This is a genomic window from Bacillus sp. JKS001846 (genome assembly GCF_900176455.1).
Taxonomy (GTDB): domain Bacteria; phylum Bacillota; class Bacilli; order Bacillales; family Bacillaceae_G; genus Bacillus_A; species Bacillus_A cereus.
This window is the reverse complement of record NZ_FWYG01000001.1, coordinates 4,261,546-4,286,107: the sequence shown is the minus strand read 5'-3', so window position 1 is coordinate 4,286,107 and position 24,562 is coordinate 4,261,546. Positions and strand designations below refer to the sequence as shown.

Here is a 24,562-nt window from a genome sequence, read left to right as displayed (position 1 = left end):
AATGGAAAAACGTATCGTTTGTTTAGCTGGTGATGGTGTTGGTCCAGAAGTAATGGAAAGTGCGAAGGAAGTATTGCATATGGTAGAAAGGCTATATGGACATCATTTTCATTTGCAAGATGAGTACTTTGGTGGTGTTGCTATCGATTTAACTGGGCAACCATTACCACAGCGAACACTTGCCGCCTGTTTAGCGAGTGATGCGGTTTTACTTGGAGCAGTAGGTGGACCAAGGTGGGATAGTGCGAAAGAAAGGCCTGAGAAAGGATTATTAGCATTAAGAAAAGGACTCGGTGTATTTGCGAATGTTCGCCCTGTAACGGTAGAAAGTGCAACTGCACATTTATCACCATTAAAAAACGCTGATGAAATTGATTTCGTTGTCGTTCGTGAATTAACAGGTGGAATTTATTTTTCTTATCCGAAAGAGCGAACGGAAGAAGTGGCGACAGATACACTTACGTATCATCGCCATGAAATTGAACGTATCGTTTCGTATGCTTTTCAATTAGCGAATAAGCGGAAGAAAAAAGTAACATCTATTGATAAAGCGAATGTTTTAGAGTCTAGTAAATTATGGAGAACTGTGACAGAAGAAGTAGCACTTCGCTACCCAAATGTGGAAGTAGAACACATTTTAGTAGATGCAGCAGCTATGGAATTAATTCGGAATCCAGGAAGATTTGACGTTATTGTAACGGAAAATTTATTTGGTGATATTTTAAGTGATGAGGCTTCAGTATTAGCTGGATCATTAGGAATGCTTCCATCAGCAAGTCACGCTGAAAAGGGGCCTTCATTATACGAGCCTATTCACGGATCAGCACCGGATATTGCGGGGAAAAATAAGGCGAATCCAATTGCGATGATGCGTTCTGTTGCAATGATGCTTGGGCAATCGTTCGGATTAACGAGAGAAGGATATGCAATTGAAGAAGCAGTTTCTGCAGTCCTTAAATCAGGAAAATGTACAGCAGATATCGGGGGGACTGAAACGACAACTTCATTTACAAAGGCAGTTATTCAAGAAATGGAAGAGCAAGCGTTAGTAGGGAGAGGAAGATAATGGGGAAAAGGTTACTAGATAAGCTTTGGGAAAGACATGTAGTTGCGACTAATGAAAATGGATTGGATTTATTATATATCGATCTACATCTTGTTCATGAAGTAACGTCACCGCAAGCCTTTGAAGGCTTGCGGCTTACAAATCGAACAGTCCGCAGACCAGATTTAACATTTGCAACGATGGATCATAATATTCCAACGAAAGATGTTTGGAATATTACCGACCGCATTGCGAAGCAGCAACTAGATACACTTCGGGAAAACTGTAAACAATTTCAGGTGCCATTAGCGGATATCGGAGATGAAGAGCAAGGGATCGTTCATGTAATAGGACCAGAACTTGGACTCACACAGCCAGGAAAAACGATTGTTTGTGGTGATAGTCATACAGCAACACACGGTGCTTTTGGCGCACTAGCGTTTGGTATTGGTACGAGTGAAGTGGAACATGTATTGGCGACGCAAACGTTATGGCAACGAAAGCCGAAAGCAATGGGCATTGAGTTAAAAGGAAAGTTACCGCAAGGTGTTTATGCGAAAGATATTATTTTACACCTTCTTTCAAAGTACGGAGTAGCAGTTGGAACAGGTTACGTAATGGAATTTTACGGAGAGGCCATTCATGCTATGGATATGGAAGAGAGGATGACGCTTTGCAATATGGCAATTGAAGGGGGAGCAAAGGCTGGCATTATTGCACCAGATGAAAAAACGGTTGCTTACGTAAAAGGGCGTAAATATGCACCGAAAGACTATGAATCTATTAAGAAAAAATGGTCAGAACTTTATACAGATTTAGATGCAGTTTATGATTTACATATTCTAGTAGATGTTACGGATTTAGCACCGTACGTTACGTGGGGAACAAATCCTAGTATGGGTGTTCGGATCGATGAGAAATTGCCAGAAAAGCATGATGCAAATGACGAAAGAGCGTTTTCTTATATGGGATTGAGTCCCGGACAAAGTACGTATGACATTCCAGTTCAACATGTTTTCATTGGATCTTGTACAAATTCCAGGCTTTCTGACTTAGAAATTGCTGCATCTGTCGTGAAAGGTAAAAAAGTAAAAGAAGGTGTGCGAGCACTTGTTGTACCTGGATCTCAAAGGGTAAGAGAAGCAGCGATGCATAAAGGATTACATCGCATATTTGAAGAAGCTGGATTTGAATGGAGAGAGCCCGGATGCTCAATGTGTCTAGGTATGAATCCAGATCAAGTGCCTGAAGGGGAACATTGTGCCTCTACGTCAAATCGCAATTTTGAAGGAAGACAAGGAAAGGGAGCACGAACGCATTTAGTTAGCCCGGCAATGGCGGCAGCGGCTGCGTTATATGGTCATTTTGTTGATATTAGAAAGGAGAGTTATGATGGAGCCATTTCGTATTCATAAAGGTACTGCCGCAGTACTGATGAATGATAACATTGATACAGATCAAATTATTCCGAAGCAATATTTAAAGAGAATTGAAAGAACTGGGTTTGGGAAGTTTTTATTTGATGAGTGGCGATATGATAATAATCGCCAAGAAAACCCTAATTTCCCGCTTAATGCACAAGAAAGAAAAGGAGCCAGTATATTAATCACAGGCGATAATTTTGGATGTGGCTCGTCAAGAGAACATGCTCCATGGGCACTTGCTGATTATGGTTTCCGCGTTATTATCGCTGGAGGATTTGCCGATATCTTTTATATGAATTGTATGAAAAATGGCATGTTACCGATTGTAATGGATAAAGATATGCGTGAACAACTTGCTAAAACAGATGCGAGAGAACAAATCACAGTTGATTTAGAAAATGAAATAATGACAACGAATACGCATAGATTCCATTTTACAATCGAGAAAATGTGGAAAGAGAAGTTATTAAATGGTTTAGATGAAATTAGTATTACAATGCAATATGAACAAGAAATAAAAGAGTATGAAAGAAAAGTGGCTTTACATTAAAAAAATGACGGAATATTAAAAATGTATTTACATTCAAAATTAACTGTTATATACTATGTGAAAATCAGAGGAGAAAGGGAGTAAGTATTATGAATATCGTGCAATCTATTACAATGCTTACACAACTACATCATCATACATGAAACCCTTGAACCTAGCGTGAAAACGTGTAGGTACAAGGGTTATTCCCGTTGTACCTACACTCTACTGAAGAGCCTTGTAGGTATTTTGTCTACAAGGCTCTTTTTATTTTCGGCTTAGGGGAATGAAATAGGCATACATTAGAAGGGGAAAGGTGTGAAAATTTAGATGACAAAATGGAAACGAGCAAACCCGAATGGAACGAGAGATTATTTATTCGAAGAATGTACGTTAATTGAAGAAGTAGAACAGAAATTAAGGCTTACTTTTTTAGAGAGAGGTTATGAGGAAATAAGAACACCTACAATTGAATTTTATGATGTTTTTGCATTTCAAAATAGACCGATAGATGAAGAGAAGATGTATAAATTTTTTGATGAAAAGGGAAGGATTATCGTTTTACGTCCAGATATGACAATTCCTTTAGCGAGAGTTATTGGAACACAGAGATGGGATACGCCACTTAAAGTGACGTATAGCGGGAATGTATTTCGAGCGAATGAATCCCATTCTGGAAAATATAATGAAATCGTACAAAGTGGTATTGAAGTTATCGGGATTGATAATGTAAGAGCTGAAATTGAATGTGTAATAAGTGTCATTCAAGCACTTCAAAAGTTGAAGGTGCAATCTTTTACAATTGAGATTGGGCAAGTACAGTTATATAAATGTATTGTAAAAAAACTCTCCATCCATGATGAAGAAGAAAGGGTACTTAGAACGTATATAGAAAGTAAAAATTATGCTGCCCTCTCAAATTTTATCGGAGAAAAGAAATTAGATCGATGCGATGAGACAGTAAGATTACTTGAGAAATTGCCAAGGCTATTTGGAAATTTAGAAGTTATTGAGGAAGCAGAAAAGCTTGCTTCAAGTAATGAAATGAAAATGGCAATTGCAAGAATAAAAGAAATGTATGAAACAATTGAAACGTTAGGATATGGTTCTTACATATCAATTGATTTGGGCATGATTCAACACTTAGATTACTATACGGGTGTTATTTTCAAAGGATATATATATGAAATTGGAGAAGAAATCGTTAGTGGCGGAAGATACGATGAGCTAATTGGCAATTTTGGAGAAATGCTGCCAGCTGTTGGACTCGCGGTACAAGTAAATCAAATTGTGAAGGCGCTGCAAGAGCAGCAAGAACCATATGAACGAAATCAAATTGATATTGTGATTCATTATGAGTTAAATAGATTAGCGGAAGCAGAAAGGCTACGAAATTTACTTCGAAAGGATGGGAAGAATGCTTGGTTATCTCTATTCTCTAATTTAAGCGATACCTTTCAATTCGCAAGAAAAAATAAAATAGGAACGGTCGTTGAGGCAAAGAATGAATACTTAGTGGAATATGTATGGAATGAGAAATGGGTAGTCCAGAAAGAAGGAGAGGCTTCATGCGTAACATTCAAATTGCGTTAACGAAAGGAAGATTAGAAAAACATGTCATTCCACTTTTTGAGCAGATTGGAATTGATTGTTCCGAGCTCAAAAATAAAGGTCGGAAGCTTGTATTTCAAAGTAAAAATACAAATGTTTCATTTATTTTAGTAAAAGCGGTTGATGTTGCTACTTATGTAGAACATGGGGTAGCTGATATTGGCATCGTTGGAAAAGATATTTTAATGGAAAACGAGAAAGATATTTATGAAATGCTGGATTTAGGAGTGGGGATTTGTAAGTTTTGTGTTGCTTCTATTCCTACGTATAATCCGAAGAGTTACCGGAAGAAAAGAATCGCTACGAAATACCCACATATTACTTCTACTTATTTTCATGATAAGGGAGAGGATGTAGAAATTATTAAAATAGAAGGTTCTGTAGAAATCGCTCCTCTTCTTGGATTGGCAGATGCGATTGTAGATATTGTTGAAACAGGAAAAACATTACAAGAGAATGGACTCATTGTATTTGAGGAAATGTACTTTATATCGGCTCGGATGATTGTAAATAAGGCAGCCTTAAAAACTAAAAAAGACGGAATATTCAGCATTATAAATATGATGGAGCAAGAAATCTTATCAGGGAAATAGGAGGATTTAAAATGGAAATCATTTATGAAGACTTTAAGGAGGCATTATCTAAAATAAAAGTGCTAAGAGAAAACGCTAATATAATAGAAGAAACTGTTCAAAGAAGTGTAAGAGAAATCATTAGACATGTAAGGGAAGGGAATGATGAGGCTTTATCTTTCTATACAAAAAAGTTTGATGGTGTAGAGATGAAAGATTTTCGTGTAAGTGAAGAAGAAATACAGCAAGCGAGTATGTTTGTAGAGAATTCATTTTTAGAAGCTTTAAAAGAGGCGAAGAAAAACATTGTTTCGTATCACGAAAAGCAAAAGAAGTATTCAATATTCGATTGTGAAAGTAAAGGCATAATTAGAGGGCAGCTTATTCGGCCATTAGAAAATGTAGGTGTATATGTACCGGGTGGGACAGCCTCATATCCTTCTTCAGTATTAATGAATGTATTGCCGGCGAAACTTGCAGGTGTGAAAAAAATTGTAATGGTAACACCGCCGAGGAAAGGGGGAATTGATCCTCATATATTAGCTGCTGCAAATCTTGCGGGAGTAGATGAAATTTATACGATAGGTGGCGCACAAGCAATTGCTGCTTTAGCATACGGGACGGAATCGATTCCGAAAGTGGATAAAATAGTTGGACCGGGAAATTTGTACGTCGCTCTAGCGAAACGAGAAGTATACGGGATAGTAAATATCGATATGATTGCTGGTCCATCAGAAATTGTAGTTGTCGCGGATGAAACAGGTAATGCAAAATATATCGCAGCGGATTTATTATCGCAAGCAGAGCATGATGAGAGAGCAACGGCGATTTGTATTACAACGAATATGGAACTAGCTAAAGAAGTAGAAAAAGAGGTAGAAAGACAGTTAGAAACGTTACCAAGAAGTGAAATTGCACGTGAATCAATAAATAGAAATGGAGCCATCTTTATCGTTGCTTCTTTAGAGGAGGCACTAAAGTTATCAAATAAAATTGCTCCAGAACATTTAGAGTTACATATAAAAGAACCGATGAATGCTCTAGATTATGTGAAACATGCAGGCTCTATTTTCCTTGGGCCATATGCACCTGAACCGCTCGGGGATTATTTGGCGGGACCGAATCATGTATTACCAACGAGCGGAACGGCAAGATTTTTTTCTCCGTTATCAGTCGATGATTTTGTGAAAAAATCAAGTTTTATTTCTTATACAGAGGAAGCATTAAAAAATGTACAGCATCATATTGTAGAGCTTGCAAATAAAGAAGGGTTACATGCACATGCGAGAGCAATCCAAATAAGGTTTGAGGAGGAAAAATAATGCGTCAGTCCAGTCAAGCACGTGAGACGACAGAAACAAAAATTAAATTAAGTTTGCAGCTTGATGAAAGTACGAGTGTATCTATTCAAACGGGGGTTGGTTTTTTCGATCATATGCTGACTTTATTTGCTAGACATGGAAGATTTGGATTGCAAGTTGAGGCAGAAGGTGATGTATTTGTCGATGCACATCACACCGTTGAAGATGTTGGAATTGTACTCGGAAATTGCTTGAAAGAAGCATTGCAAAATAAAGAAGGAATTAATCGTTACGGTTCCGCGTATGTACCGATGGATGAATCTTTAGGATTTGTTGCAATTGATATAAGTGGACGCTCATATTGTGTATTTCAAGGGGAATTAACAAATCCGAAGCTCGGGGATTTTGATACAGAATTGACGGAAGAATTTTTTAGAGCAGTTGCACATGCTGCCAATATTACATTACATGCGCGCGTTCTATACGGAAGTAATACACATCACAAAATTGAAGCATTATTTAAAGCTTTTGGTAGAGCGCTTAGAGAAGCGGTCGAAAAAAATGCCAACATTACTGGTGTAAATTCAACGAAAGGGATGTTGTAATTGATTGCCATTATAGATTATGGAATGGGGAATATTCGCAGTGTAGAGCAAGCATTAAAATATATTGAGGCAGAGTACATTGTAACGAGTGATAAAGAAGAGATATTGAGAAGCGATGGCGTGATTCTACCGGGAGTAGGTGCATTTCCGAAAGCGATGGAAGTATTAAAAGAAAGAGATTTAGTGTGTGTACTAAAAGAAGTTTGTGACATAGGAAAACCACTCCTCGGTATATGTTTGGGCATGCAACTTTTATTTGAACGAAGTGAGGAACTAAAAGATTGTAGCGGGTTAGGTTTACTACCAGGTGAAATTCGAAAGTTAAAAGTTTCGTATAAAATTCCTCATATGGGATGGAATGAATTAAGGAAGGAAAGAGAATTTCCGCTTTGGAATGGATTAGTGGATGGTTCTTTCGTGTATTATGTTCACTCATATTACGCGGATTGTCCAGATGAAATTGTATGCGGAGTAAGTGATTATGGAATGCAAATACCAGGGTTTGTCGCGAAAGGAAATGTATTTGGTGCACAGTTTCATCCAGAAAAAAGTGGCGAAATTGGCATGCAAATATTAAAAAATTTTCAAGGAGTGGTAGAAGCATGGAAATCTTCCCAGCTATCGATTTAAAAGAAGGGCGATGCGTTAGACTTTATCAAGGAGAGTTTAGTAAAGAAACGGTGATGAATGAAGATCCGGTAGCGCAGGCGATCATATTTGAAAAGCTTGGAGCGGAAATACTACACATTGTTGATTTAGATGGTGCAATTGCTGGCGAGTCGTTAAATTTGCCCGTCATTGAAAAAATCTGCAAGGCGGTACGTATTCCTGTGCAAGTGGGAGGAGGAATTCGTTCACTTGTAACGGTGGAGAAGTTATTGTCAGCAGGTGTAGAAAAGGTGATTTTAGGAACAGCAGCTCTTTATGATAATTCATTTTTAGAGGAAGCAGTTCGTCTATATAAAGAGAAAATCATTGTTGGAATTGATGCGAAAAATGGTTTCGTAGCAACGAGAGGTTGGCTTGATCTGTCTGAAATTTCTTACGTTAGTTTAGCGAAACAAATGGAAAGTTTAGGTGTTCAAACGATTGTGTTTACAGACATTTCGAAAGACGGGACGCTTACAGGTCCAAATTTTGAACAATTAGCGATACTTCAAAAAAGTGTGGGCATTCGTCTCATCGCCTCTGGAGGAGTGGCATCTATTCAAGATGTGAAAAAGTTAAATGATATGAATATATATGGTGTCATAATCGGAAAGGCGCTTTACGAGAAAACGATTGATTTAGAAGAAGTGTTACAGGTAACGAAGTTATGTTAGCGAAACGAATCATTCCATGTCTAGATGTGAAAGAAGGGCGAGTCGTAAAGGGTGTAAATTTTATAGGATTACAAGATGTCGGTAATCCGGTTGAAATAGCTGAAGCATATAACGAGGCAGGGGCAGATGAAATCGTATTTTTAGATATTACAGCGACTCATGAAGGAAGAAAAACGATTATAGATGTTGTAGAAAAAACAGCAGCTAAAGTATTTATTCCTCTTACGGTTGGCGGGGGGATTTCAAGTGTGAAAGATATGTACAATTTACTAAGAGCTGGAGCAGACAAAGTTTCAATAAACTCAGCGGCAGTGCGAAACCCGAAGCTTATAGAAGAAGGGGCAGAACACTTTGGATCACAATGCATTGTCGTGGCAATTGATGCTAGAAAAGTAGCAGAAGGTAAATGGAACGTATACGTCAACGGCGGAAGAGTTGACACAGGAATGGATGCCATAGAATGGGCGAAGCGTGTTGTTAAACTTGGGGCAGGTGAAATTTTGTTAACGAGTATGGATGCAGATGGAACGAAAAGCGGATATGACCTTCGTTTAACAGAAGAAATTTCAAAAAGTGTTTCCATTCCAGTCATCGCATCAGGGGGCTGTGGTCATACGGATCACATTATAGAAGTTTTTCAAAAGACAACAGTTGATGCAGCGTTAGCGGCATCCATCTTTCATTATGGTGAGGCGACAGTGCAGAGTGTAAAGCGAAAATTAAGAGATGCAAATGTTGAGGTGCGGTTATGAAACCTAATTTTTCAAAAGGATTAATACCAGCAATTGTCATCGAAGAAGGTACGAAAGAAGTTTTAATGCTAGCTTATATGAATGAAGAAGCATATGAAAAAACGTTAGAGACGAAAAGAACATGGTTTTATTCTCGTTCGAGGCAGTCGTTATGGAATAAGGGGGAAACATCAGGGAATCTTCAATATGTGCAATCTTTATATTTAGATTGTGATCAAGATTCAATTGTTGTGAATGTGAAACAAGTAGGACCTGCTTGTCATACGGGAGAGAAGACATGTTTTCACTATCAAATTATATAGGGGGATACATATGGAAAATGCCTTTAAGTTGCTGTATAAAATAATTGAAGAACGAAAGGAAAGCCCACTTCCTGAATCGTATACAAATTATTTATTTTCAAAAGGAGAAGATAAAATTTTAAAGAAAATTGGTGAAGAGTGTGCTGAAGTAATTATCGCATGTAAAAATAATGATAAAGAAGAAGTAGTGAAAGAAATGGTTGATGTATTTTATCACTGTTTCGTTTTATTAGCTGAAAAAAATATTACATTGGAAGATGTCATGCGAGAGGTGAAAGAACGAAATGGAAAGCTTTCGAGAGTTGGGGATAGAAGGGAAATAGATACATTATAAGGGGGAATGTATATGAAAGTAGATTATCATCTTCACTTAGAAGAAGGACCGTATTCAATAGGATGGCTTGCTAAAATAAATGAAGCGCTGGAACGTTATGAACCGCTTCAAGAAAGGCATTCTATTGATTGGCTTATGAAAACACAAGAGCGTTTGCAAAAGCGTGTGAAGGAAGGGCCATTTACAACAGAATGGATGGACCTCTATTTAGAAGAAGCTGTGCGAAAAGGTATAACAGAAGTTGGGATTGTTGATCATTTATATCGTTTTCATGAAGCGAAAGGATATTATGAAAAATATGTAGATATTAGTGATTCTAAGCTCGGTCGTATACAGAAGGAATGGTTAGATCAAGTAAGGGTAGTTTCACTGTATGATTTTACAAAGGTCATTGAAGAGGCGAAAGAACGATGGAGTAAAAGAGGTGTCACACTTAAACTTGGAATTGAAGCGGATTATTTTATTGGTTGTGAAGGAGAGTTAAAAGAATTATTAGCGCTAGGAGACTTTGATTATATAATTGGTTCCGTTCATTTTCTAAATGGCTGGGGATTTGATAATCCAGATACGAAAGAATATTTTGAGAAGCATGACCTACGCGCATTATATGATATGTTTTTTAAAACAGTTGAGAGTGCGATTCGTACCGAGTTATTTGATATTATCGCTCATCTTGATAATATAAAGGTATTTAATTATCGATTGGATGAGAATGAACAGCTTTCTTATTATGAGGAAATTGCCTGTGCGTTAGTAGAAACGAATACGGCAACAGAAATAAATGCAGGATTATACTATCGTTATCCTGTTCGTGAAATGTGCCCAAGTCCACTATATTTACAAGTATTAGCTAAGTATGGTGTTCCAATTACGATTTCTTCGGATGCCCATTATCCAAATGATTTAGGGAATTATGTACAAGAAAATGTACAAACATTACTAGCTCACGGTGTTACTCAGGTTGCAACATTTACGAAGCGAGCAAGAGTAATGAGGTCGCTTGAAGAAGAAGTAACAAATTCAAAATGAAACGCAATTTTTTAATGAAAACCGTCCTTTTTGTTCAAAATAAGAAAGAATGAAAAGGAGGGTAAGAAATGGCGAAACAACAAAATAAACAAAATGTACAAGGTGCACAGCAACAAGCCTATACTTCTGAAACGAATGCTGAATCTCAATCGGTTATTGAGGAGCAAATTAGCGATACGGTTGCAGAAGGAACGATTGATGTGAAGCTTGGAAAAGAATCGCAGGAAAAAGCGTAAGAAAAGGGGAGAGTTGCATCTCCTCTTTTTTCATGGAAAAGTGTCGATTTTTAAAACTATAATCAAATTCCTTGGTTTTTATATGTGGATTTCTTACAATGAAATATAAGAGATATCTTATTTTCTATAGAAGAGGTGTTAGTAGTGGCAAAAATATTAGTAGCGGGAAAAATTCCGGAAATTGGATTAGAACTATTAAAAGATCATGATGTAGAAATGTACGATAAAGAGGAGTTAATTTCTATAGATGAATTAACAGAGCGTGTAAAAGATAAAGATGCATTGTTAAGTTTACTTTCGACAAAGGTGCCAAAAGAAGTTATTGATGCAGCGCCTCATTTAAAGATTGTTGCAAACTATGGTGCTGGTTACGACAATATTGATTACAAGTATGCGGGCGAAAAAGGAATTGCAGTTACGAATACACCGAAAGTATCAACGGAAGCGACTGCAGAATTAACATTTGCACTTCTTTTAGCAGCGGCGCGTAGAATTCCTGAAGGGGATACGTTATGTCGTACGACTGGATTTAACGGATGGGCACCGTTATTTTTCTTAGGACGAGAAGTTCATGGTAAGACAATCGGAATTATAGGTCTTGGAGAAATCGGGAAGGCTGTTGCAAAACGTGCGAAAGCATTTGGAATGGATGTTTTATATACAGGGCCAAATCGTAAGCTTGAAGCTGAAAGTGAGCTGGGGGCAACGTATGTGATGTTGGAAGAATTATTACAAACAGCAGACTTTATTACAATTAACTGTGCTTATAATCCAAAATTACATCATATGATTGATGAAGAGCAGTTTAAAATGATGAAGAAAACAGCGTATATTGTAAATGCTTCACGTGGACCAATTATGAATGAAGCAGCACTTGCTCATGCATTAAAAACGAATGAAATTGAAGGAGCAGCTCTTGACGTGTTTGAATTTGAACCGAAAATTACAGAAGAGTTAAAAGAATTAAAGAATGTAGTACTTGCTCCACACGTAGGGAATGCAACATTTGAAACTCGTGATGCGATGGCTGAAATGGCTGTCAGAAATATTTTAGCTGTATTAAACGGTGAAGAGCCAGTAACACCTGTAAATCAAAAGGTATTAGTTACAAAATAAAAAGAAACCTTCCGGACTCGGAAGGTTTTCTTATTTTTCTTTATTCGCTTTTTTAGACGGTCTTTGTCTAATGAATTGAGATAACATGTACAAAATATATAGTGGAATGGCAATAAATAAGAAAACAGAAAAATTTCCAAATCCTGTTTGATACATTGTAATAATGATTCCAACTAAAAATAGTGTAATAATGATGCTATATCGTGGAATTGGTACATCTTTTAAACTTGGGATACGAATGCGGCTCACCATTAAAAATGCGAACGTTACAAATACGGTAATAAGAACGATTTTTGGAATGGTATGTGAAAATAATGTTAAGAAAGCAACAAGCCCTCCCGCTGCTGTAATCGGTACTCCAGTGAAATATTTCATTGAAGTAGAAGATGGTGTTACATTAAATCGTGCTAAACGATATGCTCCGAAAAGAGGGAATAATCCCGCTATGTATAATCCGATGATTCCGTAGTTTGAGAAAGATGTGTAATACATTAAAACAGCTGGTGCTGCACCAAATGTTACGACATCTGCAAGCGAGTCGAGCTCTTTTCCCATTTGTGAATCAACACGTAATAAACGAGCAACACGACCATCAAGACTATCTAACATCATCCCGATAAGTACTAAAATAGCAGCTGATTTATAATATCCTAAAGATGCATAGCCGATTGATAAAAATCCGCTATATAAATTTCCGAGCGTAAATAAGTTTGGAATAGCTGCTCTATACAAAATCTGATCCCTTGCTTTCTGTAATAAATTCTTAATTAGTGTATGAAAGTTTACTTATTTTATCATACCATAAATTTATTCCTCATACGAAAGAAATTACCAATTTGTGAAAGATTTCATAGAAGGATGGTTTGAAAATTAAGTGAAAATAAAAAGAGGAAGCAACTTGTATAAAGTTGCTTCCTTTACTATTCAAATTTCGTTGTCATCGTTCCAGTTTTATATCGATTATTAGGATCGAAGCGTAATAAATCTCCATAAATTAATTTATCGGAGAGTTTTAATTCTGTTTTTGCTTTTTCAATATACGGCTGACATAGCGTCATGTCAGCTTCTTCACCCGTACTTCTTTTGTAGCACATATTTTTTGTATAAACATACTCTTCAGAAACAAAGCTACCATCACGCATTACCATAAGCGGGTCTTTCTCTTTAATAAATAAGTCAGTTCCAAATTCAACGGATTTATTTGTTTTAATACCAAGTAAATGAAGGAGCGTTGGCTTAATATCAATTTGACCGGATACTTTAGAAACAACTTTTCCTTCTTGGCCAGGCACATGAATAATAAGAGGGACTCGTTGTAATTGCATAGAATCGAATGGTGTAATAGTATCTTTTCCTAGGAACTGTGCCATAGCTGCGTTATGGTTTTCGGAAATACCGTAATGATCACCATAGATGACAATAACGGAATTATCATACAATCCTTCTTCTTTTAATTGTTTAATAAATAATTTAAGAGCTTCATCTGTGTAACGAACAGTTGGGAAGTAGCGGTTTACAACACCACTTTCCGAGTTGAATTCATCAACATATTGATCTTCCGGATTTAGAAGAAATGGAAAATGATTTGTTAATGTAATAAATTTTGTATAGAACGGTTGCGGTAAAGATTTTAACTTTGGAATAGATTGTTCAAAGAACTCTTTATCTTTTAATCCCCAACCGACAGACATTTGCTCCGTTCCTGCGTAATCATTTAAATTAAAGTAACGATCATATCCAAGCGCAGGATACATTACATCCCGATTCCAAAACGTTTTATCATTTGAATGGAAGACGGCAGAAGAATATCCGTATTTCTTTAATTGTTCTGGTGTCGCTGTGTATTCATTTGTTGCATGAGTAAAGAATACAGAACCACGATCTAGCGGATAAAGTGAGTTTTCAACGATAAATTCAGCATCAGAAGTTTTACCTTGTCCAGTTTGATGATAGAAGTTATCGAAATAGAAACTATCCTTAATAAATTCATTTAAAAATGGTGTAATTTCTTTTCCATTTATTTTTTTATTAATAACAAAGCTTTGTGTAGATTCCATTGAAATTAAAATTACATTTTTACCTTTTGCAGCTCCAAATAAGTTTTTATCAACTCGTTTGTCTTTTGAGTCTGTATAGTTTTTAATTTCAGAAAACCCATCCCCACTTGCAAATACACGCTCAGCTGAGGACTTGGATTGAAGCGTAATATCAAATAGATGATATGTGTATAAACCTAAATTCTTCACGACAGTTTGACGGTCAAATGAGCGTGAGAACATTTGTGGTTTATAAATAACTGATACAACAATTTGTAGTGCTAATAAAGCTGTTACACCGCTAAAGAAAGTTCGCTTCTCTGAGCGGGAAAGTGGTGTTTTGTCGCCAAATGATGGGAATTTACGCGAAATAAACATTAAAATAATTGCATCTGCAAATAAAAGTAATGTTTTGTACGTAAAGAGTTCTTTTATACTTGTCCCTAAATCAGCCATATTGTTTGTTTGGAATAAAACTGGGAAAGTAACGAAATCGTTATAGAACCCATAAAACATTGCGTTTCCAAATAAAATAAATGACAGTATAAAACTGATTCCAATTATAATTCGGTTTCGGTGCTTAGATGCAAGTAAAGCTAAGCCGAAAAATAAAAGTAACGCAGCTAGTGGATTGATAAAAAGCATGAATTCTTCAAAGAAATTATCAATTTTAATATCAAATGCTAGCTTGTACACAATATATGTTTTAATCCATAGTAAAACGACTGCAACGAGTGCAAATCGCAGTTTTGGAAACAGATGTTGTAGCATAATATACTCCTCTCCTAAAAAGCATGACAGTTCTTGAGAGTCAGTTTGCTTAACGACTCATTTTATATATACGAACAGTCCTTTGTTATTATGATTATTATACTATGAGTATCATTATACGAAAATAAAAGAAGGTTGTGGGCTTTTTTATAATAATCGAGTAGAAAAAGAGTGGTGGGAGACAATAAAACAGAATTTCTATGTATGATAATTATTGTACGCAGAAAGAATCGCGTGATAATACGGAGGTTATAATGCGAAAATTATTATATTTTATAGCATGCAGTAGTGTTATACTTTTTACTTCACCGAGTGTGTCGGTAGCCCAATATGATGCACCTCTTATGGAAGATGCACTTTATTCTGTTTTATTTCCAAAAATAAATAAAGCAATTGAAAAACAATATGGAAGTTTGAAACCTTATCAATGTCCTAAAATTATTAGTTTAAAAAAAGTGTATAGCGGTACATATTTATTTCAAGCAAGTATTGAAGTGACAAAGTATGAACGTGTTGCTGGGAAAATTGCTCCACCATTTGAGAAGGTAACGATTACATTTAATAACGAAGAAGGCGAATGGGAAGTAACAAAGGTATTAGTAAAGCGCTTACCAGACGATACGAAATTAAACTGCAAAAAAACAATATAAAAAATTGTTTGACAAATAAAATGGTCCTTTGGTATTGTTAATAGCAACAATTAGATGTTTGAAAATTAAATAGACTTACCTCATCTACTCTCAAAGGTAGAGGCCGCGATAGGAAAGAGTAAGCTATGGGAGATTTAATGGAATCTGTGATCATAGGTTGAAAGGGACTATTGCCGAAATATAAGAATAACCATCTTATTCATATATTGGGACTGCATTGAATAAATGTAGTACTGTCATAAGATTTATTTTATGGAGAGCTATTTGGAGATGTTGATGCGGTTTCTTATTTTGAGGAGATAACAACTCGTTTATTTTTTCAATATATATTTTTCCTAATAAGAAACGCGTGTGAACATTGTTCCGCGCGTTTTTTGTCTATCTAAAAGCGTGCTGCAATGAATAGAAGATTGGGGTTATGAGTTTTAGAGGAAATAAGGGAGGAATTTAAATGTATTTACACGGCACAAGCCGAATTAATGGGCAAGGACACTTAGAAATTGGAGGGTGCGATACGACGCAGCTAGCAAAGCAATACGGAACACCACTTTATGTATACGATGAAGAGTCTATTCGAGGAAAATGCCGAGCATTTCATCGTGCTTTTAAAGAAAGTGGTTTCTCTTATCAAGTAGCATATGCAAGCAAGGCGTTCTTGTGCATGGAGATGTGCCGAGTAGCTCGTGAAGAGAATATGTCATTAGACGTTGTCTCTGGGGGAGAATTATATACTGCGCTCCAAGCAGGATTTCCGGCATCACGTATTCATTTTCATGGAAATAATAAAACAGAAGAAGAAATAGTGATGGCTCTTCAGGCGAATATCGGTTGTTTTGTCGTAGATAATTTCTTTGAATTAGAAGTTTTACACGATTTAGCGATGCAACATGGAAAGTTTGTGAACATATTAATTCGTGTAACGCCTGGAGTAGAGGCGCACACACATGAATATATTACGACAGGCCAAGATGATTCGAAATTTGGATTTGGCGTTTCAAACGGTCAAGCGATGCAGGCAATTAGATTTGCTTTACAAAAATCCAATTATAATGTGCTAGGGATCCATTCACATATTGGATCGCAAATATTTGAAACAGCTGGTTTTGTTCGAGCGATTGAAGTTCTTCGCCAATTTTTAGTAGAAGTGAGAGAGCAAACAAACTATGTAGTAAAAGTGTTAAATGTAGGCGGGGGATTTGGAATACGCTACACAGAGTCAGATACACCATTAACTCTTGAGACATATGTGCGAGCTGTAACAAGTGCAGTGAGAGAACAATTTACTGTATGTGAATATCCATTGCCAGAAATATGGATTGAACCAGGACGTAGCATTGTAGGTGATGCTGGGACAACAATTTATACAGTTGGATCTGTGAAAGATATTCCTGGTATTCGGAAATATGTATCAGTCGATGGTGGAATGACAGATAATTTAAGACCTGCTTTATATAGCGCGCGTTATGAAGCGATGTTAGCGAATCGAGGGAATGATGAGAATGAGGAACTCGTTTCGATTGCCGGGAAATGCTGTGAGAGTGGAGACATGTTGATTTGGGATATTCATTTACCAAAAGTCGCTTCTTCTGATTTACTAGCAGTTTCCTGTACAGGAGCATACGGGTACTCGATGGCGAATAATTACAATCGGATTCGAAGACCAGCCGTTGTCTTTGCAAAAGGCGGAACATCGCAAGTAGTTGTGGAACGCGAAACATATGAAAATATTATTGGGAACGATCGCATACGTATTAAAGAGCTTGTCTAAATAGAAAAAGGGGTTGTTCGGATGGGCAATTCCTTTTTTGTAAAAATAAAATAATTAAAATATATCGGAAAACTAGGATTGAAAAAAATCAGAATTATGATAAAATACAAATACAAAGCTTATCAAGAGAAGCGGAGGGAACTGGCCCGAAGAAGCTCGGCAACCTGCTTATAGAAAGCAAGGTGCTAAATCCAGCAAAATGGAATCCATTTTGAAAGATAAGGTAAAATATATTACCGAACAGTCTTTTCGAAATGGGAAAGATTTTTTTTATGAATAAAAAGGGGGGCTGTTCGCGTGGGTGTACGGGAACATTTTGATGAAGTATCCGAGAAGATTGAAGCGATGCTTGCTGATATGAAATATGGTTCAATTACAATTGTTGTGCAAGATGGAAAAGTAATTCAGTTAGAGAAAAGTGAAAAAGTACGTTTAAAGTGAAAAGCGCTGACTAGAAAAACTAGAGGCGGTTTTAACCTATTTTCATTAGGTTAAAACCGTCTTTTTGCTTTTACAGGGGGAAAAAACATGTTGACGTATGAAACGTGGGAAGAAAATGTTGTTTCGTTTTCGGAAGAAGATGAAACAAAAGGCGCGCTATCAGTATTAAAGTGGGCTTATAAAGAATATAAAGATGAAATCGTCTACGCATGTAGCTTTGGGGTGGAAGGTATGGTATTGCTGCACCTTATAAACCAAGTAAATCCATCTGCTAAAGTTGTATTTTTAGATACAAATGTTCATTTTCAAGAAACATATGAATTAATTCAAAAAGTGCGGAGGCGATTTCCTTCATTAAATATTATAGAAAAACAACCGGAACTTACGCTTGATGAACAAGAGAAGTTGCATGGTGAGAAATTATGGGAAAGTAATCCGAATCTTTGTTGTAAGATTAGAAAAATTTTACCGTTAGAAAAATCATTAGCAGCGGAAAAAGCGTGGATATCGGGCTTAAGAAGGGAACAATCAGAAACACGTAAGCATACAAAGTTTATAAATCAAGATCATCGTTTTCAATCTATTAAAGTTTGTCCACTCATTCATTGGACGTGGAAAGAAGTTTGGCGATATGTATACAAACATAGCTTGCCGTATAACCCGTTGCATGATGTTGGCTATCCAAGTATTGGGTGTGAGAAATGTACGTTACCTGTAGGGGATGGTGGCGATTCAAGAGATGGTAGATGGGCTGGGAAAGTGAAAACCGAATGTGGTCTTCATTACCAATAAGATGAATCTTGAAATAAAGCTAAGAGAGGATATAGAAAAATGAGCATAGTAAACGAATTAGTAAACCGTATAGATGAGACATATGACGTATCACAAATTGAAAAAGAAATTAAATTAGACAATATTGCGTTAAGTGATTTAGAACTATTGGCGACAGGTGGATATAGCCCCCTTACTGGTTTTTTAGGGAAGGAAGATTATGATTCAGTTGTAGAAACGCTTCGTTTAGCAAATGGTAGTGTGTGGAGTATACCGATTACATTACCTGTAACAGAAAAAGTCGCAGAAAGCCTGAAAGTTGGAGAGGAAGTAAAGCTTGTCAACAATGGAAATATATACGGTGTCATTCAAATAGAAGATATTTTTGTACCAGATAAAGAAAAAGAAGCGTTACTTGTATATAAAACAACGGATGGGGCTCATCCAGGAGTGGAAAAATTATATGAACGATCAAACGTTTACGTTGGAGGAACTATTATTCTAACAAAACGCTTTGAAAATAATCAATTTCCTTCTTATCATTTAGACCCAATTGAAACGAGGGAAGAATTTAAAAAACGTGGGTGGAAAACAGTGGTCGGATTTCAAACGAGAAACCCGGTACATCGTGCCCATGAGTATATCCAAAAGTCTGCTCTTGAAATTGTAGATGGTCTCTTTTTAAATCCGCTCGTTGGAGAAACGAAATCGGATGATATTCCTGCTGATGTAAGAATGGAAAGCTATGAAGTACTCCTTCAAAACTATTATCCGAAAAATCGTGTCTTTTTAAGTGTATTTCCTGCTGCCATGCGTTACGCAGGACCAAGGGAAGCGATATTTCATGCGTTAGTAAGAAAGAATTTTGGATGTACCCACTTTATAGTAGGGCGTGATCATGCTGGAGTAGGAGATTATTACGGAACGTATGAAGCGCAAGAAATCTTCACAAATTTTACGATAGAAGAGTTAGGAATTACACCACTATTCTTTGAACATAGTTTTTACTGCACGAAATGTGAAGCGATGGCTTCAACGAAAACATGTCCGCACGGAAAAGAAGATCATGTTATTTTATCGGGTACAAAAGTAAGAGAATTATTAAGAAACGGTGAGATTCCGCCAAGTACATTTAGTCGTAAAGAAGTAGTGGAAGTGCTAATTAAAGGATTGAAAAAAGAAGTAGTAACAGAATAGGGAGAGAACGAGATGGATACGAATATTACTTGGCATACAGCTTCGGTTTCAAAAGATGAGAGAAGAGCGAAGAATGGACATCATAGTTTTGTAATTTGGTTTACTGGTTTATCAGCTTCGGGTAAATCTACAGTAGCGAATGCGGTCGCTCGTAAACTGTTTGAAAGGAATATTGGAAATTATGTGCTGGATGGGGATAACATTCGTCACGGTTTAAATAAAGACTTAGGATTTTCTGAAAGTGATCGCATGGAAAATATAAGACGTATTGGCGAAGTGGCAAAGTTATTTGTAGATCAAGGAACAGTTATCCTTACAGCATTTATTTCACCATTTCGAGTGGACCGTAAACAAGTAAGAGATTTATTAGCGGCAGATGAATTTATTGAAATTTTTGTGAAGTGTCCGATTGAAGAGTGTGAGAAACGTGATCCGAAAGGGCTTTATAAAAAGGCAAGGAAAGGTGACATTAAGGATTTCACAGGTATTGATTCGCCTTATGAAGAGCCAGCACAAGCGGAATTAATTGTAGAAACGCACAAATATTCTATTGAAGAATGTGCGGAACAAATCGTGAAGTATTTACAAGAGCGTAGTTTTATATAGGGGGATAAACAATGAGTTATGAAAAAGTATGGGCTAACAATGAAAAATTAAATCAGACGGAGAAAAATAAATTAGAAAAAGATGGCTTAGAAATTTTTAATGATATTCCTTACTATGCGGAAAATGGATTCGAATCTATTCCAAAAGAAGAGTGGGATGCCTTTAAATGGGCAGGATTGTATTTACAACGTCCAAAAGAAGCTGGTTATTTTATGATGCGGGTAAATATTCCGTCAGGGATTATTACAAATGCACAGGCAGAAGTGCTTGCTTCTATCGCTGAAGATTATGGACGTGATGTAATAGATATTACGACGAGACAAGCGATTCAGTTTCACTGGTTAGAAATTCAGCAAATTCCAGATATTTTTAATAGATTAGCGAGAGTTGGATTGTCTTCAGCTGGAGCGTGTGGTGATATAACGCGTAATATTACAGGTAATCCGCTTGCTGGCATTGATGCAAATGAACTATTTGATACAACGCATATTGTAAAAGAAGTATACGATTACTTCCAGCATAATGAAGAGTTTTCTAATTTACCACGTAAATTTAAAATGTCTATTAGTTCTAATATTTATAACTCAGCAAACGCAGAGATTAACTGTGTTGCATTTACACCTGCTACGAAAGAAATAGATGGTGAGAAAAAAGTTGGTTTTCATATAAAAGTAGGTGGAGGATTATCAGCCCGTCCGTATTTAGCTGAGGAATTAGATGTATTCGTTTTACCAGAAGAAGTGAAGGCGGTGGCGATTGCAATTGCTACTATATTCCGTGATTTTGGATATCGTGAGAAACGTCATTTAGCGCGTTTGAAATTTCTTGTTGCGGACTGGGGAGCAGAGAAATTTAAAGAGAAACTAATAGAGTATACAGGGCCTTTACAAAGTAAAGGGGAAAGTGCACTCAAAGGATGGAATGCAGGCTATTTTTATGGTGTTCAAGACCAAAAACAAGAGGGATTAAAATATGTAGGTTTTAATGTACCGGTAGGTCGTTTACATGCAGAAGAAATGTTTGAGGTTGCAAGAATCGCAAAGCAATATGGAAATGGACAAATTCGTACATGTAATTCACAAAATTTCATTATTTCGAACGTTCCTCCGGAAAATGTAAAAGGATTACTTAGTGAACCGCTGTTTGAAGCGATATCTGCAAGCCCGAAATCATTTATTGGTCATGCGGTTTCATGTACCGGTATTGAATATTGTAATCTTGCACTAGTAGAAACGAAAGAAAGATTACGTCAAATTGCAGAATACTTAGATACACAAATTGTACTCGATGTTCCAGTTCGAATTCATATGGTAGGCTGCCCGAATTCATGTGGTCAACGTCAAATTGCTGACATTGGGTTACAAGGGGTGAAAATGAAAACGAAGGAAAAAGGCATTGTTGAAGCGTTTGAAATATACGTAGGTGGAACATTGTTAGATGGCGGTGCCTACAATCAAAAGTTAAAAGGAAAAATAGATGGCGAGGATCTACCTGATGTACTTGCATCATTTATAAGTTATTTCAAAGAGAATAAATTACCAGCCGAAACATTTTATGATTTTGCAGGTCGTGTTGGTGTAGATACATTACAAATAGCGTTAAATAACGTGCTAGAAGAAGTAATAGCGTCTTAGGAGGGACGATATGGATTTATATCGATTTGAAGCTGTATTAGTGAGTGATATTGTTCCGATAGTTGTTGTTGCTCAAAGTGAAGAACAGGCATTTAAGCTTGCGGAGATTGAGCTTGAAAAGCATTTTTTACCGTTGCCAGAGGTAAAAGAGATTTCTTTGTTTGAAAAAAAGAAGATTCGAAAAGGTGGGGCATTTGTTATCCATGAGTAGAGATCAGTAATACGAAAAAATAAAAACTTCCATTCTTATATACGAATGGAAGTTTCATTTTAATAGAAGAAATGAGGAGAGATGATGGGAAAGGTTTATATTGTTGGAGCGGGTCCTGGCGATCCAGATTTAATTACTGTTAAAGGGTTGAAATGTATTGAGAAGGCAGATGTTATTTTATACGACCGACTTGTGAATAAAGAGCTGCTTTCACACGCAAAGCCTGACGCGGATTTAATTTATTGCGGAAAACTCCCGAATTATCACACGATGAAGCAAGAGACAATTAACACGTTTCTTATTAAGTATGCGAAAAAAGGAAAAGTTGTAACGAGACTTAAGGGCGGCGATCCATTTGTGTTTGGTAGAGGGGGAGAAGAAGCTGAAGCATTAGCAAAGCAAGGTGTACCATTTGAAATCATTCCTGGTATTTCAGCTGGAATAGCTGCTCCTGCTTATGCGGGCATTCCAGTGATGCACCGTGATGCAAGTGCAAGTTTTGCTATTGTGACTGGGCATAGGAAAGAAGGTGCTGAAGAAGAAGTGAAATGGGAGAGTTTAGCGAAAGGTGTAGAGACTTTAGCGGTATATATGGGGGTTAGTAATTTGCCCTACATATGTGAGCAACTTATGAAGCATGGAAAAGATAAAAGTACGCCAGCTGCTATTATTGAGCAGGGGACGACGTCTATGCAACGCACAGTTGTTGGAACGTTAGGGACAATTGTAGATGTTGCGAAAAAAGAGCAAATTCAAAATCCGAGTATGATTGTAATTGGAGAGGTTGTCCGTTTTAGAGAAAAAATTCATTGGTTTGAGAAGCAGACAGAAAATGCTTATCAAGTAAGTGGAGTGTTGTAAAATGAAAGCCGTCTTATATATATGTCATGGAAGTCGTTTGAAGACAGCGAAAGAAGAGGCGATTCAATTTATTACATCGTGTATGAGCCGTATAGAAGCGACTATTCAAGAAGTTTGTTTTTTAGAGTTAGCGAATCCTTCTATTGAAGATGGTTTTCGTACATGTGTGAAGCGTGGGGCCACTGAGATTATTGCTATCCCTGTTTTTTTATTAGCGGCAGGGCATGTAAAAAAAGATATCCCTTTTGAATTGGAAAAGTTAACTAATCAATTTTCGGATGTTAAAGTGACCTATGGTAATCCGTTTGGTGTATCAGAAACACTTGTTAAATCGGTGTATAGCGGAAGTGGCATCGAACAGGAAGATAAAAATGAAGTGACGTTACTTCTTGTTGCAAGAGGGAGCAGTGATCCTGAAGTATTAAGAGATATAAACTGGATTGCTTCTTTATTTCAAACAAAAGAGAAGGTTAAAAAAGTAGAAGTTTGTTATTTAGCGGCTGCAGAGCCAAAATTTGAGGAGAAGTTAAAGGAAGTTGTAGAACAAAAAGAAAAGAACATCGTTGTACTGCCTTACTTGTTATTTACAGGTTTACTTATGAAACATATTGAGAAAGAAGTGCGCCAATATGAATTGGGAGAGATAAAAATCAGTCCATATTTAGGGAAGAATGAAGCGTTTCAAGATATGTTAATTCAGAAAACGACGGAGTTATTGAAAGGAGATCAGTATGTATCCACTTACAGTGCGAGTTAATGAGAAACGCGTTGTTGTTATTGGTGGGGGAAAAGTTGCAGGATTTAAAATTATTCCTTTACTCAAACAGGGTGCGGATATAGTTGTGATAAGTCCAGAATTAGATGTGAATTTAGTAAAACTTGTGGAAGAAAAGAAAATTCGTTGGTATCAAAGAGAATATGAGAAAAGTGATATTAAAAGTGCTTTTTTAGTTGTTGCAGCGAGTAGTGATTCAATATTAAATGAACAAGTTGCTGAAGATGCCGCCGAGAATCAATTAGTAAATGTTATTACAAATCCGGAAAGTGGTAATGTTCATTTTCCGGCAGCAATTCATCGTGGTTTACTTAATATAGCGGTTTCTACTGGGGGAGCGAGCCCGAAGCTCGCAAAAAAAATTCGAGATGAGATTGCAAATAAATATGATGAGATATATGAATCGTATTTAGATTTTTTATATGAAGTAAGGGTGAAGTTAAAAGATTTACAGTTAGAAAAGAGAGAGCGAAATATATTGCTCCAAGAAGTGTTGAAATCAGTATATGTGCAAAACGAGGGGAAAAGAGAAAGTTTTTTACGAGAATTAGAGGAAAAGGTTTTAAAATAATAAAAGATAAAGTGAGCTTTACAAATATAAAAATATAATTTATAATCACAAGTAACTTCAATAGATAAAATCGATGAGCAAGAAGAGTACGT

Annotated in this window: 28 protein-coding genes, 2 riboswitches and 1 other annotated feature (1 of these 31 cut by a window edge); of the genes, 26 read left to right on the top strand and 2 right to left on the bottom strand. The window is 36.6% G+C overall.

Annotated elements, in window-relative coordinates; translation table 11 throughout:
• The first annotated feature begins 1 nt into the window (after position 1).
• From leuB to B9A45_RS22740, 15 genes are all read left to right on the top strand, one after another.
• A complete protein-coding gene (leuB, locus tag B9A45_RS22810) occupies positions 2-1,066 on the top strand; it encodes a 3-isopropylmalate dehydrogenase (protein ID WP_000415384.1) in 1,065 nt (354 codons plus the stop codon).
• Positions 1,066-2,460: a 3-isopropylmalate dehydratase large subunit gene (gene leuC / locus B9A45_RS22805; protein WP_000518102.1), complete on the top strand. Its 1,395-nt coding sequence runs from the start codon at positions 1,066-1,068 to the stop codon at positions 2,458-2,460. Before leuB ends, leuC begins: the two co-directional genes overlap by 1 nt.
• Positions 2,438-3,019, top strand: a complete 582-nt coding sequence (gene leuD / locus B9A45_RS22800) for a 3-isopropylmalate dehydratase small subunit (protein WP_000433189.1) — start codon at positions 2,438-2,440, stop codon at positions 3,017-3,019. Before leuC ends, leuD begins: the two co-directional genes overlap by 23 nt.
• 309 nt (positions 3,020-3,328) lie before the next feature.
• Positions 3,329-4,591, top strand: a complete 1,263-nt coding sequence (locus tag B9A45_RS22795; RefSeq protein WP_025967054.1) for an ATP phosphoribosyltransferase regulatory subunit — start codon at positions 3,329-3,331, stop codon at positions 4,589-4,591.
• Positions 4,567-5,202, top strand: coding sequence for an ATP phosphoribosyltransferase (hisG, locus tag B9A45_RS22790; protein WP_084065148.1), 636 nt, complete (start codon positions 4,567-4,569; stop codon positions 5,200-5,202). The genes B9A45_RS22795 and hisG overlap by 25 nt, the downstream gene beginning before the upstream one ends.
• Before the next feature lie 11 nt (positions 5,203-5,213).
• Positions 5,214-6,503 carry a histidinol dehydrogenase gene (gene hisD, locus B9A45_RS22785; RefSeq protein WP_000402913.1) on the top strand — a complete coding sequence of 430 codons (1,290 nt, stop codon included), beginning with the start codon at positions 5,214-5,216 and terminating at the stop codon, positions 6,501-6,503.
• Complete coding sequence (hisB, locus tag B9A45_RS22780; RefSeq protein ID WP_001249951.1) at positions 6,503-7,087, top strand: imidazoleglycerol-phosphate dehydratase HisB; 585 nt, start codon at positions 6,503-6,505, stop codon at positions 7,085-7,087. The genes hisD and hisB overlap by 1 nt, the downstream gene beginning before the upstream one ends.
• The gene (hisH, locus tag B9A45_RS22775) at positions 7,088-7,717 is read left to right on the top strand and encodes an imidazole glycerol phosphate synthase subunit HisH (protein WP_000560336.1); all 630 of its coding nucleotides are present in this window, start codon (positions 7,088-7,090) and stop codon (positions 7,715-7,717) included.
• Entirely contained in the window at positions 7,690-8,409 is a 720-nt protein-coding gene (gene hisA / locus B9A45_RS22770; protein WP_000402299.1) for a 1-(5-phosphoribosyl)-5-[(5-phosphoribosylamino)methylideneamino]imidazole-4-carboxamide isomerase, read from the top strand. Before hisH ends, hisA begins: the two co-directional genes overlap by 28 nt.
• Positions 8,403-9,161: an imidazoleglycerol phosphate synthase cyclase subunit gene (gene hisF, locus B9A45_RS22765; RefSeq protein ID WP_000880117.1), complete on the top strand. Its 759-nt coding sequence runs from the start codon at positions 8,403-8,405 to the stop codon at positions 9,159-9,161. The genes hisA and hisF overlap by 7 nt, the downstream gene beginning before the upstream one ends.
• A complete protein-coding gene (gene hisI / locus B9A45_RS22760) occupies positions 9,158-9,463 on the top strand; it encodes a phosphoribosyl-AMP cyclohydrolase (protein WP_000803961.1) in 306 nt (101 codons plus the stop codon). Before hisF ends, hisI begins: the two co-directional genes overlap by 4 nt.
• Positions 9,464-9,473: 10 nt before the next feature.
• On the top strand, positions 9,474-9,797 hold the full coding sequence (gene hisE, locus B9A45_RS22755; protein WP_000426351.1) for a phosphoribosyl-ATP diphosphatase: 324 nt from the start codon (positions 9,474-9,476) through the stop codon (positions 9,795-9,797).
• 12 nt (positions 9,798-9,809) lie between these two features.
• On the top strand, positions 9,810-10,826 hold the full coding sequence (locus tag B9A45_RS22750) for a histidinol phosphate phosphatase domain-containing protein (RefSeq protein WP_000861846.1): 1,017 nt from the start codon (positions 9,810-9,812) through the stop codon (positions 10,824-10,826).
• A gap of 68 nt (positions 10,827-10,894) precedes the next feature.
• Positions 10,895-11,062: a YozQ family protein gene (locus B9A45_RS22745; RefSeq protein WP_001118880.1), complete on the top strand. Its 168-nt coding sequence runs from the start codon at positions 10,895-10,897 to the stop codon at positions 11,060-11,062.
• A 144-nt stretch (positions 11,063-11,206) separates the two neighbouring features.
• The gene (locus tag B9A45_RS22740; RefSeq protein WP_084065145.1) at positions 11,207-12,178 is read left to right on the top strand and encodes an NAD(P)-dependent oxidoreductase; all 972 of its coding nucleotides are present in this window, start codon (positions 11,207-11,209) and stop codon (positions 12,176-12,178) included.
• A gap of 30 nt (positions 12,179-12,208) precedes the next feature.
• On the opposite strand, the gene pssA is transcribed toward B9A45_RS22740, so the two are convergent.
• A complete protein-coding gene (gene pssA / locus B9A45_RS22735; RefSeq protein ID WP_000285417.1) occupies positions 12,209-12,910 on the bottom strand; it encodes a CDP-diacylglycerol--serine O-phosphatidyltransferase in 702 nt (233 codons plus the stop codon).
• Between the two features lie 188 nt (positions 12,911-13,098).
• Entirely contained in the window at positions 13,099-14,985 is a 1,887-nt protein-coding gene (locus tag B9A45_RS22730) for an LTA synthase family protein (protein ID WP_016109657.1), read from the bottom strand.
• A gap of 254 nt (positions 14,986-15,239) precedes the next feature.
• On the opposite strand from B9A45_RS22730, the gene B9A45_RS22725 reads away from it, so the two are divergent.
• The 11 genes from B9A45_RS22725 to B9A45_RS22675 all read left to right on the top strand — a co-directional run bounded on the left by B9A45_RS22725 (position 15,240) and on the right by B9A45_RS22675 (position 24,470).
• Entirely contained in the window at positions 15,240-15,635 is a 396-nt protein-coding gene (locus B9A45_RS22725; RefSeq protein ID WP_001228824.1) for a DUF3888 domain-containing protein, read from the top strand.
• Between the two features lie 89 nt (positions 15,636-15,724).
• A riboswitch (Lysine riboswitch) is annotated at positions 15,725-15,906 on the top strand.
• A 180-nt stretch (positions 15,907-16,086) separates the two neighbouring features.
• Positions 16,087-17,403 carry a diaminopimelate decarboxylase gene (gene lysA / locus B9A45_RS22720; protein WP_000280649.1) on the top strand — a complete coding sequence of 439 codons (1,317 nt, stop codon included), beginning with the start codon at positions 16,087-16,089 and terminating at the stop codon, positions 17,401-17,403.
• Positions 17,404-17,519: 116 nt separating this feature from the next.
• Positions 17,520-17,628, top strand: a riboswitch (SAM riboswitch).
• 72 nt (positions 17,629-17,700) lie between these two features.
• Positions 17,701-17,844, top strand: coding sequence for a YezD family protein (locus B9A45_RS22715; protein ID WP_000538896.1), 144 nt, complete (start codon positions 17,701-17,703; stop codon positions 17,842-17,844).
• Between the two features lie 87 nt (positions 17,845-17,931).
• Complete coding sequence (locus B9A45_RS22710) at positions 17,932-18,636, top strand: phosphoadenylyl-sulfate reductase (protein WP_000959013.1); 705 nt, start codon at positions 17,932-17,934, stop codon at positions 18,634-18,636.
• A 39-nt stretch (positions 18,637-18,675) separates the two neighbouring features.
• On the top strand, positions 18,676-19,812 hold the full coding sequence (gene sat / locus B9A45_RS22705; protein WP_084065143.1) for a sulfate adenylyltransferase: 1,137 nt from the start codon (positions 18,676-18,678) through the stop codon (positions 19,810-19,812).
• Positions 19,813-19,824: 12 nt separating this feature from the next.
• Positions 19,825-20,418, top strand: a complete 594-nt coding sequence (cysC, locus tag B9A45_RS22700; protein ID WP_084065140.1) for an adenylyl-sulfate kinase — start codon at positions 19,825-19,827, stop codon at positions 20,416-20,418.
• Between the two features lie 11 nt (positions 20,419-20,429).
• Positions 20,430-22,052 (top strand): nitrite/sulfite reductase, encoded by a 1,623-nt coding sequence (locus tag B9A45_RS22695; protein WP_084065137.1) that lies wholly within the window; start codon positions 20,430-20,432, stop codon positions 22,050-22,052.
• 10 nt (positions 22,053-22,062) lie between these two features.
• Positions 22,063-22,263 carry a DUF3906 family protein gene (locus tag B9A45_RS22690; protein ID WP_000366919.1) on the top strand — a complete coding sequence of 67 codons (201 nt, stop codon included), beginning with the start codon at positions 22,063-22,065 and terminating at the stop codon, positions 22,261-22,263.
• Positions 22,264-22,347: 84 nt separating this feature from the next.
• Entirely contained in the window at positions 22,348-23,124 is a 777-nt protein-coding gene (cobA, locus tag B9A45_RS22685) for a uroporphyrinogen-III C-methyltransferase (protein ID WP_084065134.1), read from the top strand.
• 1 nt (position 23,125) lies between these two features.
• Positions 23,126-23,881, top strand: a complete 756-nt coding sequence (locus B9A45_RS22680; protein WP_000648885.1) for a sirohydrochlorin chelatase — start codon at positions 23,126-23,128, stop codon at positions 23,879-23,881.
• Positions 23,856-24,470, top strand: a complete 615-nt coding sequence (locus B9A45_RS22675; RefSeq protein WP_084065132.1) for an NAD(P)-binding protein — start codon at positions 23,856-23,858, stop codon at positions 24,468-24,470. The genes B9A45_RS22680 and B9A45_RS22675 overlap by 26 nt, the downstream gene beginning before the upstream one ends.
• A 64-nt stretch (positions 24,471-24,534) precedes the next feature.
• Positions 24,535-24,562: a binding site (T-box leader), on the top strand (it continues 221 nt past the right edge of the window).